The sequence below is a fragment of the Brevundimonas sp. ZS04 genome (assembly GCF_001956865.1).
Classification (GTDB): Bacteria; Pseudomonadota; Alphaproteobacteria; order Caulobacterales; family Caulobacteraceae; genus Brevundimonas; species Brevundimonas diminuta.
Genome location: NZ_MTHE01000002.1, coordinates 37,796 through 52,845 on the forward strand (window position 1 = coordinate 37,796; position 15,050 = coordinate 52,845).

18 protein-coding genes are annotated in these 15,050 nt (G+C 69.0%); 2 read left to right on the forward strand and 16 right to left on the reverse strand.

Annotated features, from left to right (window positions below; all coding sequences use genetic code 11):
* Positions 1-52 precede the first annotated feature (52 nt).
* The 10 genes from BJP32_RS03235 to BJP32_RS03280 all read right to left on the reverse strand — a co-directional run bounded on the left by BJP32_RS03235 (position 53) and on the right by BJP32_RS03280 (position 7,527).
* Positions 53-1,255, reverse strand: coding sequence for a divergent polysaccharide deacetylase family protein (locus BJP32_RS03235; RefSeq protein ID WP_076223110.1), 1,203 nt, complete (start codon positions 1,253-1,255; stop codon positions 53-55).
* 132 nt (positions 1,256-1,387) lie between these two features.
* Positions 1,388-2,800, reverse strand: a complete 1,413-nt coding sequence (locus BJP32_RS03240; protein WP_076222858.1) for a S41 family peptidase — start codon at positions 2,798-2,800, stop codon at positions 1,388-1,390.
* A 149-nt stretch (positions 2,801-2,949) separates the two neighbouring features.
* Positions 2,950-4,044, reverse strand: a complete 1,095-nt coding sequence (locus tag BJP32_RS03245; RefSeq protein WP_052747982.1) for a murein hydrolase activator EnvC — start codon at positions 4,042-4,044, stop codon at positions 2,950-2,952.
* Positions 4,044-4,508 (reverse strand): 23S rRNA (pseudouridine(1915)-N(3))-methyltransferase RlmH, encoded by a 465-nt coding sequence (gene rlmH, locus BJP32_RS03250; RefSeq protein ID WP_003166290.1) that lies wholly within the window; start codon positions 4,506-4,508, stop codon positions 4,044-4,046. The genes BJP32_RS03245 and rlmH overlap by 1 nt, the downstream gene beginning before the upstream one ends.
* Before the next feature lie 4 nt (positions 4,509-4,512).
* Complete coding sequence (gene rsfS / locus BJP32_RS03255) at positions 4,513-4,962, reverse strand: ribosome silencing factor (RefSeq protein WP_198935254.1); 450 nt, start codon at positions 4,960-4,962, stop codon at positions 4,513-4,515.
* 135 nt (positions 4,963-5,097) lie between these two features.
* A complete protein-coding gene (locus BJP32_RS03260; protein ID WP_046652453.1) occupies positions 5,098-5,760 on the reverse strand; it encodes a nicotinate-nucleotide adenylyltransferase in 663 nt (220 codons plus the stop codon).
* Positions 5,761-5,876: 116 nt separating this feature from the next.
* Positions 5,877-6,494 carry a DUF6655 family protein gene (locus BJP32_RS03265; RefSeq protein ID WP_003166294.1) on the reverse strand — a complete coding sequence of 206 codons (618 nt, stop codon included), beginning with the start codon at positions 6,492-6,494 and terminating at the stop codon, positions 5,877-5,879.
* Positions 6,491-6,931 carry a VOC family protein gene (locus BJP32_RS03270; RefSeq protein ID WP_003166295.1) on the reverse strand — a complete coding sequence of 147 codons (441 nt, stop codon included), beginning with the start codon at positions 6,929-6,931 and terminating at the stop codon, positions 6,491-6,493. The genes BJP32_RS03265 and BJP32_RS03270 overlap by 4 nt, the downstream gene beginning before the upstream one ends.
* Before the next feature lie 8 nt (positions 6,932-6,939).
* Complete coding sequence (locus BJP32_RS03275; protein WP_040346318.1) at positions 6,940-7,179, reverse strand: zinc-finger domain-containing protein; 240 nt, start codon at positions 7,177-7,179, stop codon at positions 6,940-6,942.
* 57 nt (positions 7,180-7,236) lie between these two features.
* Positions 7,237-7,527: a hypothetical protein gene (locus tag BJP32_RS03280; protein WP_003166297.1), complete on the reverse strand. Its 291-nt coding sequence runs from the start codon at positions 7,525-7,527 to the stop codon at positions 7,237-7,239.
* Between the two features lie 189 nt (positions 7,528-7,716).
* Here BJP32_RS03280 and BJP32_RS03285 point away from each other — a divergent pair, with 189 nt between their 5' ends.
* Positions 7,717-8,691 carry an ABC transporter ATP-binding protein gene (locus BJP32_RS03285; RefSeq protein WP_076222860.1) on the forward strand — a complete coding sequence of 325 codons (975 nt, stop codon included), beginning with the start codon at positions 7,717-7,719 and terminating at the stop codon, positions 8,689-8,691.
* 18 nt (positions 8,692-8,709) lie between these two features.
* Here the strand turns inward: BJP32_RS03285 and BJP32_RS03290 are convergent, their stop codons facing one another.
* Positions 8,710-9,105, reverse strand: a complete 396-nt coding sequence (locus BJP32_RS03290; RefSeq protein ID WP_076222862.1) for a Tat pathway signal protein — start codon at positions 9,103-9,105, stop codon at positions 8,710-8,712.
* A 78-nt stretch (positions 9,106-9,183) separates the two neighbouring features.
* Here BJP32_RS03290 and BJP32_RS03295 point away from each other — a divergent pair, with 78 nt between their 5' ends.
* A complete protein-coding gene (locus tag BJP32_RS03295; protein ID WP_076222863.1) occupies positions 9,184-9,660 on the forward strand; it encodes an RNA pyrophosphohydrolase in 477 nt (158 codons plus the stop codon).
* Between the two features lie 276 nt (positions 9,661-9,936).
* On the opposite strand, the gene BJP32_RS03300 is transcribed toward BJP32_RS03295, so the two are convergent.
* The 5 genes from BJP32_RS03300 to BJP32_RS03320 form a co-directional block, all read right to left on the reverse strand.
* A complete protein-coding gene (locus tag BJP32_RS03300) occupies positions 9,937-10,206 on the reverse strand; it encodes an ATP synthase F1 subunit epsilon (RefSeq protein WP_003166300.1) in 270 nt (89 codons plus the stop codon).
* Positions 10,207-10,209: 3 nt separating this feature from the next.
* A complete protein-coding gene (atpD, locus tag BJP32_RS03305) occupies positions 10,210-11,751 on the reverse strand; it encodes a F0F1 ATP synthase subunit beta (protein WP_076222865.1) in 1,542 nt (513 codons plus the stop codon).
* Positions 11,752-11,789: 38 nt separating this feature from the next.
* A complete protein-coding gene (locus BJP32_RS03310) occupies positions 11,790-12,659 on the reverse strand; it encodes a F0F1 ATP synthase subunit gamma (protein ID WP_076222867.1) in 870 nt (289 codons plus the stop codon).
* Between the two features lie 37 nt (positions 12,660-12,696).
* Positions 12,697-14,229 carry a F0F1 ATP synthase subunit alpha gene (gene atpA, locus BJP32_RS03315; protein ID WP_046652460.1) on the reverse strand — a complete coding sequence of 511 codons (1,533 nt, stop codon included), beginning with the start codon at positions 14,227-14,229 and terminating at the stop codon, positions 12,697-12,699.
* A gap of 67 nt (positions 14,230-14,296) precedes the next feature.
* Positions 14,297-14,851: a F0F1 ATP synthase subunit delta gene (locus tag BJP32_RS03320; RefSeq protein ID WP_003166305.1), complete on the reverse strand. Its 555-nt coding sequence runs from the start codon at positions 14,849-14,851 to the stop codon at positions 14,297-14,299.
* Between the last annotated feature and the right edge of the window lie 199 nt (positions 14,852-15,050).

A 15,050-nucleotide genomic window follows, 5' to 3' on the forward strand; every position in this document is an offset into this window, starting at 1 on the left:
GGGTTCGAAGCACCGATGGCGCTGACCGCCATCAAGCGGGCGTCTTCCCGACTTACCGTCCTGGCCGTCGGGTCATCGCCGAGGCGGGGGCCAACTGGAGGCCGCGCGCCTCCAGGCCCGCCGTCCAGCGGGCGGCGGCCTCGACGGTGACGGGGTAGGAGAAGCCGGTTCCCAGGGCCGCGCCGTTGGTCTTGGCGGCGGCCTCCAGCGCGTTGAACTGGCGCAGGATGGCGGCGGGGGTCTGTTCCTCGTCGACGACGCGGTCGGCGCTGGCGCGGGCGAAGGCGCCGGGGCGGCGGCGCATGGAGCCGTCGTCGAGGAAGGCCAAGCCCCGCTGGCGCAGGTTGGTCATCAGGGCGCTCACCCCCTCGTCCGAGGTCGCGAAGCGGTCGCCCAGATAGTTGGTCACGCCGAAATAGCCCGTGGCGCGCGCCAGCAGCCAGTCCAGCTTGACCGCCACGTCGTCAGCGCCGCCGGACGACAGCAGGGTGTAGGGGCCGGGGTCGTTTTCGGGATAGCCGGTCGGCTCCATCGGCAGTTCGATCATCACCTCATGGCCGTGGGCGCGGGCCATGTCGATCCAAGTCTGAAGCCCCTCGGCGTAGGGCACGAAGGACAGCGTCACCTCGGCCGGCAGGCGCTCGATCGCCGCGCGCGTCGTGGCGCTGTTCAGGCCCAGACCGCCGACCACCAGGGCCACCATCGGCTTGCCGTTCGAGCGGAAGGGCCGGGCGTAGGCCTGGGCCGGGACGCGGCCGTCGACGGCGATGCGCGGCAGGGGGCCGTTCGGGCCGGGCTGGAACAGGCCCGCGATCGGCGCCTTGGGCAAGGGATTGGAGGGCGCGCGCACCGGGGCGCTGAAACCCTGGCCCGAGGCCACGCTGGCGCCGTCCGGCAGAGTGATGAGCGCCTCGCCCCCGGCGGCTCCGCCCTCGCCCATCAGGGCCGGATCGATGGGGCCGAGATCCTGATAGATGTCCAGACCGCTGAAACCGAAGGCCTCCGCCCCGGTCGGCGCCGTGTCGGCGGCGACGGGCCGCTCCAGCACGGCGCTGGCCGTCGGCGCGCCCGCGCGCGGATCGCCCAGCACGGCGACGAACAGGGCGGCGGCGCCGATGACGAAGACCCCGGCCGCGCCCGCCGCGACGGGCGGCTTCTTCAGGGCGTTCAGGACCGGCTCCATGGCGACGCGCGACCGGGGCTCCGGCGGCGCGCCTGCGGCGGCGGCGAGGGCGGACTGGCGCTTGGCGAACATGGTCAGGGCGGCGGCTCGGGCTTGCAGGCGCCGCACAGACGCGGCGCCCCTCAGCCTCAGTTAAGCCCTGCGTCGGTTAAGAAAGCCTAACGGCGCGTTCACCACGTTTGCGGGACGCGCCGGATGCGGCGATCAGTCCTTCTTCGGCTCGTCCGGCTTGACCGTGACGGTCGGCGTTTCGGGCGTGTCCGTCTTGGCCTCAGCCGTCTTGACCTTGTCCTCGCCGGGCTCGGTGATGACGATCCCCTCCGGCGCGGCGGCCAGCTTGGCCAAGTCGCCGCCGGCGCGCAGCACGTCCAGCGCCCGCTCCAGCTGATAGTCCTTGTCCTTGGCGTAGTCGGCGCCCGGCGCTTCGCGCGGTGTGTGCGGCCCCTTGCGCTCGGCCCCGATGGAGGAGTCCAGCGCCGTCGAATAGGCCGCCTCGGAATAGATGAAGCTGGAGCGCGAGACGATGCGGGCCTCGGCCTCGGAGCGAGCGACCTCCAGGTCCGGCTCGATGCCGATCTTCTGGATCGAGCGGCCCGACGGCGTGTAGTAGCGCGCCGTGGTGATCGACAGGGCGCCGTCCTGGCCGCCGCGCAGCGGGATCACCGTCTGCACCGACCCCTTGCCGAAGCTGGTCAGGCCGACGACCGTCGCCCGCTCCTGATCCTTCAGGGCGCCCGCCACGATTTCCGACGCCGAGGCCGAGCCGTAGTTGATCAGCACCACCACCGGCAGGCCGCCGGTCAGGTCGCCCGGCTTGGCGGCGTAGCGTTCGATGTCCTCGGGCTTGCGGCCGCGCTGGCTGACGATCTCGCCGCGCTCGAGGAAGGCGTCCGACACGTCGATGGCCGCCGTCAGCAGGCCGCCGCCGTTGTTGCGCAGGTCCAGCACATAGCCCTTGAGGCCCGGCTTCTCGCGCTTCAGCCGCTCGATGGTCTCGGTCAGTTCGCGGCCGGTGTTCTCGTTGAAGGTCGAGATGCGCAGATAGCCGAAGTCGCCTTCCAGGCGGCCGGTGACGGATTCGACCTTGATGACCTCGCGCGTCAGCACGACCTCGCGCGGCTCCTCGCCGTCGCGCAGGAAGGTGACGGTGACGCTGGTGCCCGTGGCGCCGCGCAGCTTGTCCGAGACCTCGGACACCGTCAGACCGGCCGCGTTCTGGCCGTTGACGGCGCTGATGACGTCGCCCGCCTGAACCCCCGCACGGCCCGCCGGGCTGTCGTCCATCGGCGAGATGACCTTCACCAGCCCGCCCTCTGAGGTGATGGTCAGGCCGACGCCGGAATATTCCCCCGAAGTCCGCTCGCGCAGGTCGCCGAAGGCCTTGGCCGGCAGGTAGTTGGAGTGCGGGTCGAGCGCCGTCATCATGCCCTGGAGGGCGGCCTCGATCAGCTTCTTGTTGTCGACCGGAACGACGTAGGCCTGCTCGACGATGCCCAGCACGTCGCCGAACATCTCGAGCATGCGGAAGGTCTCGTTGCGCGGAGTCTGGCTGGCCACGGCCGCCGCCGATCCGCCCAGCGCCAGGGCGGCGGCGCCCACGAGAAGCAGTTTACGCATTCGGTCTCTTTCCATCGGATCCGCTTTCGGCTCCGGTCGTCCAGGGCGGCGCGGGCGCCACGAACGGCGCGCACGACAGTTCCGGCGATACAAACAGCGTCCGCGCCGATTTGAAAGGGATTTCGCGCGGTTGGCCCTCGGAGGGCGGCCTACTGCAGCCAGGGCGCGGGATCGATGGGCCGTTCCTGGCGACGCAGTTCGAAATAGGCCTCGCCGTCCTCGCCGGTGCGGCCCAGGGTCTGGCCGTCGGCCACGCGCTGTCCGGTCTCGACCTCCAGACGATCCAGGCCCGCAATCACGGCCCGCCAGCCGGGGCCGAGGTCGAGGATCACCACCTCGCCCCACTCCTTCAGCGGCCCGGCGTAGGCGACGCGGCCCGCCGCCGGGGCGCCGACCGCCTCATGGCTGGAGCGCCAGCTCCACCCGGCTGAACGGCCGCCGAAGCGTTGAGAGGGCGTCCCTGCGATGGGCGGGGTCAGGCGGCTGCGGCCCGCAGGCAGGCGGGCGGCCGGGGCTTCTTCCGGCGCCTCGGCGATCCGAGGCGTCTGGCCGCCCAGTTCGCGGATGCGCGCCTCCAGCGCCTTGGTCGCACGCTCGGCCCGCGCCGCCTCGGCTCGCAGGACGGACCGCAGGGCGGTCTTGCGAGCCGTCAGCCCCTCGATCTCGGCGCGGCGGTCGTTCTGGGCGCTTTCGACGGTGAACAGCCGCTCGCTGGACAGGGCGGCCAGGCGGCGGATGCGGCCGATCTCGGCTTGGCGCTCGACCAGGGTTTCGGCCCGGTCCTGAAGCTCAGGCGTGATGGCGCGGATCAGGATGGAGGCGCGCACCGTGTCCACCGCCTTGTCCGCCGGGATCAGCAGGGGCGGCGGCGGCTCGCGGCTCATCATCTGCAGGGCGGACAGCAGCCGTCCCTGCGCCGCGCGCTCGCGCGACAGGGCGGCCAGCAGGGCCGCTTCACGATCGCCCAGCTCCTTCAGACGGGCGCGCTGGGCCTCCATCTGCACGTCGTCCTCAGCCTCGGCGCGGCGCAGCTCGCGCAGCTGGCGGTCCAGGTCGACGATCTCCTCGGCGGCGGCGGCGGCCTCGGCGCGCAGGCGGCGGGCGCGGGCGGTCTCGTCGCGATACTCGGCCTGAAGCCGGGTCAGCTCGGAGTTCGGCTGGGCCGCGCGCTGGCTGGCCGCCGGCCCGGCCAGGGCCAGCAGCAGGCTGGAGGAGGTCAGAAGAAGAACGGCCCCGGATCGCATCAGTCGCGATGATAGGGCGAACCGGCCAGGATGGTCACGGCCCGATAGATCTGCTCGGCCAGCATGGCGCGGGCTAGAGCGTGGGGCCAGGTCTGCGGCCCGAAGGCCAGGGTCGAGCGGGCCGCGCGGCGCACGCTTTCGTCCAGACCGTCGGCGCCGCCGATGACGAAGACCAGCCGCCGCTCGCCCTGATCGCGCAGGGCCGCCACATGGTCGGCGAAGGCGCGCGAGGAATAGGTGCGCCCCCGCTCGTCGCAGGCGATCAGGTGCGCGCCCTCGGCGGCGGCCAGCAGCAGCTCGGCCTCCGGCGCCTTGCCGGGTTTCTTCGGCTCCAGGTCGATGAGTTCGAGGGGGCCCAGACCCAGGGGCCGCCCCGACAGGGTGGCCCGCCGGGCGTAGTCGTCGGCCAGGGCGGCCTCGGGACCGCGGCCCGGCTTGCCGATGGCCGCGATCGCCAGCTTCATGAGGTCAGTCCCGGGCGGGGCCGCCGCGGTGGGCGCTGTCGACCGCCCAGATCTTCTCGATGTTGTAGAAGGTGCGCACTTCCGGGCGGAACAGGTGGACGACGACGTCGCCCGCATCCAGCAGCACCCAGTCGCAGTGCGGCAGGCCCTCGACCTTCACCTTGCCCAGGCCCAGTTCCTTGAACAGGCGCAGCAGGTGGTCGGCGATGGCGCCGACGTGGCGGTGCGAGCGGCCCGAAGCCACGATCATGGCGTCGGTCATCGGGCTCTTGCCGCGCAGGTCGATCAGGACGATGTCCTGGGCCTTGTCGTCGTCGAGTTTGGCGAGGATGGCCTGCTCCAGCTCGGTCGCGCCCACCGGCAGAGGCTGGCGCCCGTCGCTGCCGGAGTCGTCGCTACTGGGGCCGTCCTCGGCCTGACCGTCTTCGGAATGGACGGAATCCATCAGGTCCATTTCGTGCGCCGCATTCGAAACGGCGTCTTGCGCATCGTGCGCGGTCGAGGGGGTCAGCGGAGGGCTCCGAGGCGATTACTAAAAGCCGATCATAGCACGCCCGGCGCAAAAGGTCACCCAGCCTGCGACGACTCTTCACCCCGCCGCGCGCGTCGCGCGGATGGCGGTGGAGGAGCGGTGGTTCAGCGGCGCCGTCAGATAGGTCCAGGCCGGCGCCTCCAGATTGGGCAGCAATCCGGCCTGGGCGGCGGGAATGCGATAGCGGGCGAACCGAGCCGCCGCCGGGGCCGTGCGGCTGTCCAGCAGGCTGCCCGGCCGGGCGATCACCGCCACCGGCATCAACCGCATGATGTCGGTCCAGCCGCGCCAGCGGTGGAAGCCCGCTAGATTGTCCGATCCCATCAGCCAGACGAAATGCACGCCGGGATGGCGGGCGACGACGGCGCGCAGGGTGTCGACGGTCCAGCGCGTGCCCGCCCGCGTCTCGAAATCCGAGACGATCATCGCCGGGCCGACGCTCGCCGCCACGGCGCGCGCCGAGGCCATGCGTTCGGCCAGGGGCGCGGTCTCGTACTCGGATTTCAGCGGGTTCTGCGGCGAGACCAGCCAGACCACCCGGTCCAGGTCCAGCCGCTGCATGGCGGTAGCCGCCACATGGGCGTGGCCGTCGTGAGCCGGATTGAACGAGCCGCCGAACAGGCCGACCTTCATCCCCGGCGCCAGATCCAACCCGTCGCGCAGGGCGCCTCGGCGAAGACCGGAGCCTTTCGGCGCGGGACCGGCGTGGAAGAAGGACAAGGGCGTCTCTTGCGGCGGCGGCGAACGAGTGAGCGCGGCCAACGCCTTATGCTCACCTGCGCCCTAACACGGTCCGAAGCGCCTGTCTCGCTCCGCGAACGGAGCGAGCGACCGCGCTAGAATTCCTTCCAGCTCGAGCCCGGATCGCGTTCGCCCGGCTGAGCCAGCTGCTGGCCCCAGGTGATCATCATCAGGGCCTTGTGGCTGCGGATCTTGTACTGGCCGATCATCGGCGTGACGGCGCCCAGCGGCATCCCGGTGCGGGCGTCGTAGAGGAAGCCTGAGAACTCGGCCACGCCCATGCGGTCGCGGTTGGAGTAGAGCGACAACTCCGGCAGGGAGACGACGTTCAGGCTCTCATTGATCGGCACCCGCATGTCGGGAATGCCCACCACCCGGCGCAGCTGGTCCAGCGACAGGGCGCCGGCGCGCACCTCGAAGATGGCGTCGGCCTCGCCGCGTTCGCGCACGATGGCGTAGCCGGCTTCCGACAGGGCGGCGCGGATGGCGCTCAGCGCATAGCGGGCGTTCTCGGCCTGGAAATAGGTCTCGTCGACGAAGACGCGCGCGCCCTGGGGGATCGGCAGGGTCAGGCCCTCGACCGCCCGGTCGGCGGCGCGGTTGACCAGCAGCATGTCCGTGGCCGTCCGCGACGGATTGGTCTCCGTCACCGAGGCGCAGGCGCCCAGGCTCAGGACCGCCAGACCCAGGATCAGCCGCGCCGAAACGCTCACCAGGCGCCCACGTTCGGCATGGAGGCCCAGGGCTCGGCCGGAGCCAGACGCTCGCCCGACTGCAGCAGCTCGATCGAAATCCCGTCCGGCGAACGGATGAAGGCCATGTGGCCGTCGCGCGGCGGACGGTTGACGACCACGCCGCCGTCCATCAGCCGCTGGCAGGCGGCGTAGATATCGTCGACCTGAAACGCCAGGTGGCCGAAGTTGCGGCCGCCGTCGTAGTCCTGATCGTCCCAGTTATAGGTCAGCTCGACCTCGGGGGATTGCTCGGCCTCGGCGCGAGCCTTGTCCGCCGGCGCGGCCAGATAGACCAGGGTGAAGCGCCCGGCCTCGTAATCCGCGCGGCGCGTCTCCACCAGACCCAGCAGATCGCGGTAGAAACGCATCGAAGCGTCCAGATCCTTCACCCGGACCATGGCGTGCAGATAGCGCATGATCGGGCTCAGTGCGCCTCGGGCGGACGGGCCGCCGGATCGAGGTATTCGCTCTCGGGATGCGGATGGGCCGACAGCACGAAGCGGCGGTCGCAATAGCCGCACTCGATGAAGTCGTCCTCGCCCATGTCCATGTAGACCAGCGGGTGGCCCAAGGCCCCGCCGCCGCCGTCGCAGGCGACGCGCTTGGTCGAGACCACGATCTCTTCGGGCGGAGGAATGACGGCTTCGAGATGGCGGGGAGGCATGATCCGGTCCGGTCTGGAAAGGCTTTGCGCCGTTCCTAGGCGGACCGGACCGTCAGGTCAAACCTCCGAAGGCGCGGCCTTGCGGCCCATCACCTTGTCGAACAGGGCCTTGCGCTTCTTGAACAGGGTCAGGCCCAGGCAGCCCGCCCCGACCCACAGGCCGATCTCGCCGATCACGGCGGCGACCGCGGCGATGATCGCCGCCTGGGTCATGGGCAGATAGTCCAGCTTGCCCGCCAGCAGGGCCAGGGCGAAACCGGCGTAGCCGATGGCGCAGACCCCCATGGCGATGAAGCCGATCAGGCGAATGCGGGTCAGCGGCTTACGGGTGGCGACGGCGGTGGTCATGGCGTGTCCTTATCCAAGGGAAGTTGTCTTTCTGACAAGCAAGCTAGACACATTGCCTACACACGTCAAGCACCATTTACATATCGTCTCGCAACCTTGTCCCCCCACGCGCGGCGACGGCTTGGCGAACGGCCCCGCGCCCCCTACCTATGCCGTCCGCCCCGCCTTGCCCGAGTTGAAGTCCGCGCCATGACCCAAGAGCCCCGCCTGCCCGTCAACGCCATCGAGGTCAGGGGGCTGAAGAAGACCTACAAGGGCTCGCGCAAGTCGCCGCCGAAGACGGCCCTGCGCGGGGTCGATCTGACGGTGCCGCGCGGCTCGATGTTCGGACTGCTGGGGCCCAATGGGGCGGGCAAGTCGACCCTGATCAACATCATCGCGGGCGTGGTGAACAAGTCCGAGGGCACGGTCCGCATCTGGGACCGCGACATCGACCATGAGGCGCGCGACGCCCGCTCGGCGCTGGGCGTGGTGCCGCAGGAGATCGTCGCCGACGTCTTCTTCACCCCGCGCGAGGCGCTGGAGGTCCAGGCCGGCTTCTACGGCGTGCCCGCCGACGAGCGCCGCTCGGACGAGCTGCTGGCGGCGCTGGGCCTGTCGGACAAGGCCAACGCCTATGTCCGCGCCCTGTCCGGCGGCATGAAGCGGCGCCTGATGGTGGCCAAGGCCCTGGTGCACAATCCGCCCGTGCTGATCCTGGACGAGCCGACGGCGGGCGTGGACGTCGAACTGCGCCGCCAGCTGTGGGACTATGTCCGCAAGATCAACGAGGAAGGGGTGACGGTGATCCTGACCACCCACTACCTCGAAGAGGCGCAGGAGCTGTGCGACACCATCGCCATCATCAACCGCGGCGAGGTCGTGGCCTGCGAGCCGACCGAACAGTTGTTGAAGCGGCTGGACACCCGCAACGTCGTGGTGACGCCCGAGACGGCGCCCGAGACCCTGCCCGCCCTGAACGGCTTTGCGGTCGCCCCGCGCGCCAACGGCGCCTTCATCGTCACCTATCGGACAGGCGAGTCGAGCGTCGAACAGGTGCTGGCCGCCGTGCGCGCGGCGGGCGTGACCATCAAGGACATCGCCACCGAAGACCCGGACCTGGAAGACGTCTTCCTGGCCATGACCTACGGCGACACGAGCCGCCCCGACCCGACGCAGGACTGAGGGAGGGGCCTAGCCCCTTCACGCCACCATCACCGTGCCGAGCAGCAGCTTGGCCCCCGGCTTGCCCAGAATGGCGTCCGTCGCGTGCTGCAGCGCCACCACCAGCCATTCGACATTCGGCGGCGCATCGGGCAGCAGCCGCTCGGCGGCGATGCGGACAATCTCGTTATAGGCGGCGCTAAGGCGCGGCAGGGACAGCTGCGCTCGCTCCATCAGGGCGCCGTCGGCGATGTCGAGGCCCGTCTCGACCGTCATCACCCCGCGTCGTCCGTCGCGGCGCAGCACGGTGGCCGTGGCGGTCGGCAGGGACAGATAGCCCCCCTTGGTGCCCCCGCTCTTCTCGGGTGAAGCGTGCGCCGCGCTCGCCAGCGCGAGCCCGCTCAGAGTCAGGCCGATCAGATGACGTCTGTCCATGACGCCACCCTAGCCGCGCACGCCTTTCCCGGACGTTGACGCCTAGCCCGCGACGAGGCGGCGGCGTATGCGAAGGGCATGAGCATCGACCTGTCCCTCTATCGCCCCAACGTCGGGGTCGTCCTGTTCAACCCGGCCGGCCAGGTCTGGTTCGGCCGCCGCGCCGACACGCCCGAGCCGTGGAACTGGCAGTTCCCGCAGGGCGGCGTCGACGACGGCGAAGACCTGGAAGCCGCCGCCCGCCGCGAACTGCACGAGGAGACGGGCGTGCGCTCCATCGCCCTGCTGGGCCGCACGACCGAGTGGATTCCCTATGACTTCCCCGAAGGCCTGCCGAGCCCCAAGAGCTGGAAGGGGCTGAAAGGCCAGCGCCAGCAGTGGTTCGCCTTCCGCCTGACCGGCCAGGAGGACGAGATCGACCTGAACGCCCACGGCGAACCGGAATTCGACGCCTGGCGCTGGGGGCGGCTCGAAGAGGCGCCCAGCCTGATCGTGCCGTTCAAACGCCCGGTCTATGAGCAGGTGGCGCGGGTGTTCGGGGAATGGGCCGCCTGAGGCTCTGACGCTTCTCTAGAGACCAAGCGTCACCCATCCGATCCCACTGCCGTCATCCTCGGGCTTGACCCGAGGATCCTGCCGTCCGCGTGCGGAACCTTGGCCAAGTGAAGCGCGCGCCGCACTGGATCCTCGGGTCAAGCCCGAGGATGACGGCGGAGATAATGGATGACGACGTGAGGAGCGATGACGGCGGAGTTGGCGTCGGACATCGCGCACGAAAAAGGCCCCTCGCCGCAAGCGAGGGGCCTTTGATCGTTTCAGCCGTGCGAACCTTTAGTTCGCGACGAGCTCCGAAGCCTCTTCGGCCAGGATGGTCAGGCCTTCGCCGTTGACGTCGGCGAAACCGCCCTTGACCTCGAAGCGGCGGCGCTGGGCGCCGTCATAGACCGTCACCACGCCTTCGCGCAGGGTGGTCATGAAGGGCGCGTGGCCCGGCAGGACGCCGAAGTCGCCCTCGACGCCCGGCGCATCGACCTGATCGACCGAACCGGCGAAGACTTCGCGTTCCGGGGCGACGAGGGAGAAGTTCAGCTTACCGGCCATGGCTTAGGCTTCCGCGGCCATCTTGGCGGCCTTCTCGACGGCCTCTTCGATAGCGCCGACCATGTAGAAGGCGGCTTCCGGCAGGTGGTCGTATTCGCCGTCGCAGATCGCCTTGAACGAGCGGATGGTGTCGGCCAGCTCGACGAACTTGCCCGGCGAGCCGGTGAACTGCTCAGCCACGAAGAAGGGCTGCGACAGGAAGCGCTGGATCTTGCGGGCGCGCGACACGACCAGCTTGTCGTCTTCCGACAGCTCGTCCATGCCCAGGATGGCGATGATGTCCTTCAGCGCCTTGTACTGCTGCAGGATTTCCTGGACGCGGCGAGCGACCTGATAGTGCTCCTCGCCGATGACCAGCGGGTCCATGATCCGCGAGGTGGAGTCCAGCGGGTCCACGGCCGGGAAGATGGCCTGGGCGGCGATGTCGCGCGACAGAACGGTCGTGGCGTCCAAGTGGGCGAACGAGGCGGCCGGGGCCGGGTCGGTCAGGTCGTCGGCGGGGACGTAGATGGCCTGGACCGAGGTGATCGAGCCCTTCTTGGTCGAGGTGATGCGCTCCTGCAGGTTGCCCATCTCGGTCGCCAGCGTCGGCTGATAGCCCACGGCCGAGGGGATGCGGCCCAGCAGAGCCGACACTTCCGAACCGGCTTGGGTGAAGCGGAAGATGTTGTCGACGAACAGCAGCACGTCCTTGCCTTCTTCGTCGCGGAAGTATTCCGCGATCGACAGGCCGGTCAGGGCGACGCGGGCGCGGGCGCCGGGCGGCTCGTTCATCTGGCCGTAAACCAGGGCGCACTTGGAGCCTTCGGTCGAGCCGTTGTTCTTGGCCGGGTCCACGTTCACGTTGGACTCGATCATCTCGTGATACAGGTCGTTGCCTTCGCGGGTGCGTTCGCCCACGCCAGCCAGAACCGAGTAACCGCCGTAAGCCTTGGCGATGTTGTTGATCAGTTCCTGCATGGTCACGGTCTTGCCCACGCCGGCGCCGCCGAACAGGCCGGTCTTGCCGCCCTTGGTATAGGGGCAGATCAGGTCGATGACCTTGATGCCGGTGACCAGGATTTCCGCCGAGGTCGACTGTTCGTCGAAGGTCGGGGCTTCCTTGTGGATCGGACGGTATTCAGTGGTCAGGATCGGACCGGCTTCGTCGATCGGCTGGCCGACGACGTTCATGATGCGGCCGAGCGTGCCGGGGCCGACCGGGGCCATGATCGACTTGCCGGTGTCGACGACGGGCTGACCGCGGGTCAGGCCTTCGGTCGTGTCCATGGCGATGGCGCGGACCATGTTCTCACCCAGGTGCTGGGCGACTTCCAGGACCAGGGTGAAGGGCTCGCCCGTCTTCTGGTCGACGTTCTGGGTCTCCAGGGCGCTCAGGATCGCCGGCAGGTGGCCTTCAAACTCGACGTCGACGACGGCGCCGATGACCTGGGCGATCTTGCCCTGGCCCGCGACGGTCGCGACGGCGGCCTTCGGAGCGGCGGCCTTCTTGGGAGCGGCCGGCTTCTTGGCGGCGGGTTTCTTGGGGGCGGTGGTGTCGGTCATCGGGTTTTTGTCCGTGTCGAATGTCAGCTGTGTCGGGATCAGAGCGCTTCAGCGCCGGCGATGATCTCGATCAGCTCGGTGGTGATCTGAGCCTGGCGGGAACGGTTGTACTGCAGCGTCAGGGCGCTGATGAGGTCGCCCGCGTTGCGCGTGGCGTTGTCCATCGCGGCCATCTGGGCGCCGAAGAAGCCGGCCTGGTTCTCCAGCAGGGCGGCCAGGATCTGCGTCGTCAGGTTGCGCGGCAGCAGGGTCTCGAGGATTTCCTCTTCCGACGGCTCATATTCATAGAGCGCGCCGGCGTCGGCAGAGGCGTCCGCGTCGACTTCGGCCGGGGCCAGCTGACGCGACGACGGAACCTGAGAGATCACCGACTTGAACTGGCTGTAGAAGAGGGTGACCTTGTCGGCCTCGCCCGCTTCAAACTTCTCGGCCAGCAGTTCGGCGATCGGCTGGGCCGAATGCAGGCCCACCGTCTTGTGCTCGCTCAGCTCGAAGGTCTTGACGACCTTATCGCCGAACAGGCGGGTCAGCTGGTCGCGCGACTTGCGGCCGACGGCCACGATCTCGACGGTCTTGCCGTTGGCGATCAGGCTGTTGATGTGATCCCGCGCGGCGCGGATGACGTTGGTCGAGAACCCGCCCGCCAGGCCCTTGTCGGCCGTGGCGACGACGACCAGATGCTTCTGGTCGGCGCCGGTCCCGGTCATCAGGCGCGGGCCGTCGTCGCCGACGCCGGCCGCCAGGTTGGCGATGACCGAGGCCATCCGCTGCGCATAGGGCCGGGCGCTTTCGGCCTGGTCCTGGGCGCGCTTCAGCTTGGCCGCGGCGACCATCTGCATGGCTTTCGTGATCTTCTGCGTCGCTTTGACGCTTCCGATCCGATCGCGCATTTCCTTGAGGCTAGCCATCCGGCTCTGCTCTTCCTTTGACTACAGGGCCGAACGATCAGGCGAAGGTCTTGGCGAAGGCCGCCAGGATGTCCTTCAGCTCGGCTTCCAGCTCGGGCGTCAGGGCCTTCTTGGTGCGGATGCCGTCCAGCAGCGAGGCGTGGTTGGCGTGGATGCGCGCCAGCAGTTCGCTCTCGAAACGGCCGACCTGAGCCACTTCGATCCCGTCCAGATAGCCGCGCGTGCCGGCGTAGATGGACACGACCTGCTCTTCGACGGCCAGCGGCGAGTACTGCGGCTGCTTCAGCAGCTCGGTCAGGCGGGCGCCGCGGGCCAGCAGGCGCTGGGTCGAGACGTCCAGATCCGAGCCGAACTTCGCGAAGGCGGCCATTTCACGATACTGGGCCAGCTCGCCCTTAATCGAACCGGCGACCTGCTTCATGGCCTTGATCTGGGCCGAGGAGCCCACGCGCGACACCGAGATGCCGACGTTCACGGCCGGACGGATGCCCTGATAGAACAGGTCCGATTCCAGGAAGATCTGGCCGTCGGTGATCGAGATCACGTTGGTCGGGATGTAGGCCGACACGTCGTTGGCCTGGGTTTCGATGATCGGCAGGGCGGTCAGCGAGCCCGAGCCGTAGTCCTCGTTCAGCTTGGCCGAACGCTCCAGCAGGCGGCTGTGCAGGTAGAAGACGTCGCCCGGATAGGCTTCACGGCCCGGCGGACGGCGCAGCAGCAGCGACATCTGGCGGTAGGCCACAGCCTGCTTGGACAGATCGTCATAGATGATCAGGCCGTGCATGCCGTTGTCGCGGAAATACTCGCCCATGGCGGTGCCGGCGAACGGAGCCAGGAACTGCAGCGGAGCCGGCTCCGACGCCGTGGCGGCCACGACGATGGTGTATTCCAGCGCGCCCGACTCTTCGAGGGTCTTGACGATCTGGGCCACGGTCGAGCGCTTCTGACCGATGGCGACGTAGATGCAGTACAGCTTGGCCGACTCGTCGTCCGACTTGTTGACGGCCTTCTGGTTCAGGATGGTGTCGATGGCGACGGCGGTCTTGCCGACCTGACGGTCGCCGATGATCAGCTCGCGCTGGCCGCGGCCGACGGGGATCAGGGTGTCGATCGCCTTCATGCCCGTCTGCATCGGCTCGTGAACCGACTTGCGCGGGATGATGCCGGGGGCCTTCACGTCGACGCGGCGACGCTCGGTGAACTGGATCGGGCCCTTGCCGTCGATCGGCTCGCCCAGCGGGTTGACGACGCGGCCCAGCAGGCCCTTGCCGACCGGCACGTCCACGATCTCGCCCAGGCGGCGCACGTCGTCGCCTTCGGCGATGGCGGCGTCCGCGCCGAAGATCACGGCGCCGACGTTGTCGCGTTCCAGGTTCAGGGCCATGCCCTTCACGCCGGCCTTGGTGAACTCGACCATTTCACCGGCCTGGACGTTGTCCAGACCGTGAATGCGCGCGATGCCGTCGCCGACCGACAGCACCTGGCCGACGTCCGAGACGTCGGCTTCCACGCCGAAGTTGGCGATCTGCGACTTGAGGATGGCCGAGATTTCGGCGGCGCGGATATCCATGATTGGCTCTTTCGGCTTTCGTCTTCGGTGCGGGCCCGCTGGCCCGGCTTGATCTGGAATTCGGGGCTTAGGCGCGCTTCAGCGCAAAAGTCATCTGGTCGAGCTTGGTCTTCAGCGAGGCGTCGAACAGCTTCGAGCCCACCTTGACCTTCAGGCCGCCCAGGATCGTCGGATCGACGCGGGCGGTCAGTTCGGGATCACGGCCCAGGGCGGCGCGCAGCTCGGCCTGGATCTTCTTGGTCTGGGCGGCGCTCAGCGCCACGGCCGAAACCACCTCGGCGGCCACGACGCCCGTCTTCTTGGCGTACAGCGCCTCGAAGCCGGCGATCACGCCCGGCAGGTCCGACGCGCGGCCGTTCTGGCCCAACAGACCCAGGAAGTTGCGCGTCGTCGCATTGAACTTGGCCTTGTCGGCGATGGCGGCCAGGCCCTTAGCCTGATCAGCCGACGCCACGATAGGCGAGGTGGCGAGACGGCGCAGGTCCGCGCTGTCCAGCCAGGCCGCCTTTAGCGCAGCCAGATCGGCGCGCACGGCGTCCAGCGCCCCCGTCTCGTCCGCGAGGTCGAACAGCGCCTGTGCATACCGTCCGCCGACTTCCGTCGTCCTGAAATCGTCCGCCACTTATATTTGGTCCGCGTCTGAAGCGTTTGGATCAAGACCGGCCGCAGTCGCCTGCGCCAGCCAAGGGCCTGAAATGCTTGTAGAAAGCACGCTGGGGACGCATCTTTCGATACGCCCTTCGCTAAAGCCGCGCGGCTGATACCATGCAAGGCCTCGCCTCGCAACCGAGGGGCGCGGAACGATAACGCCGCACCCGCGC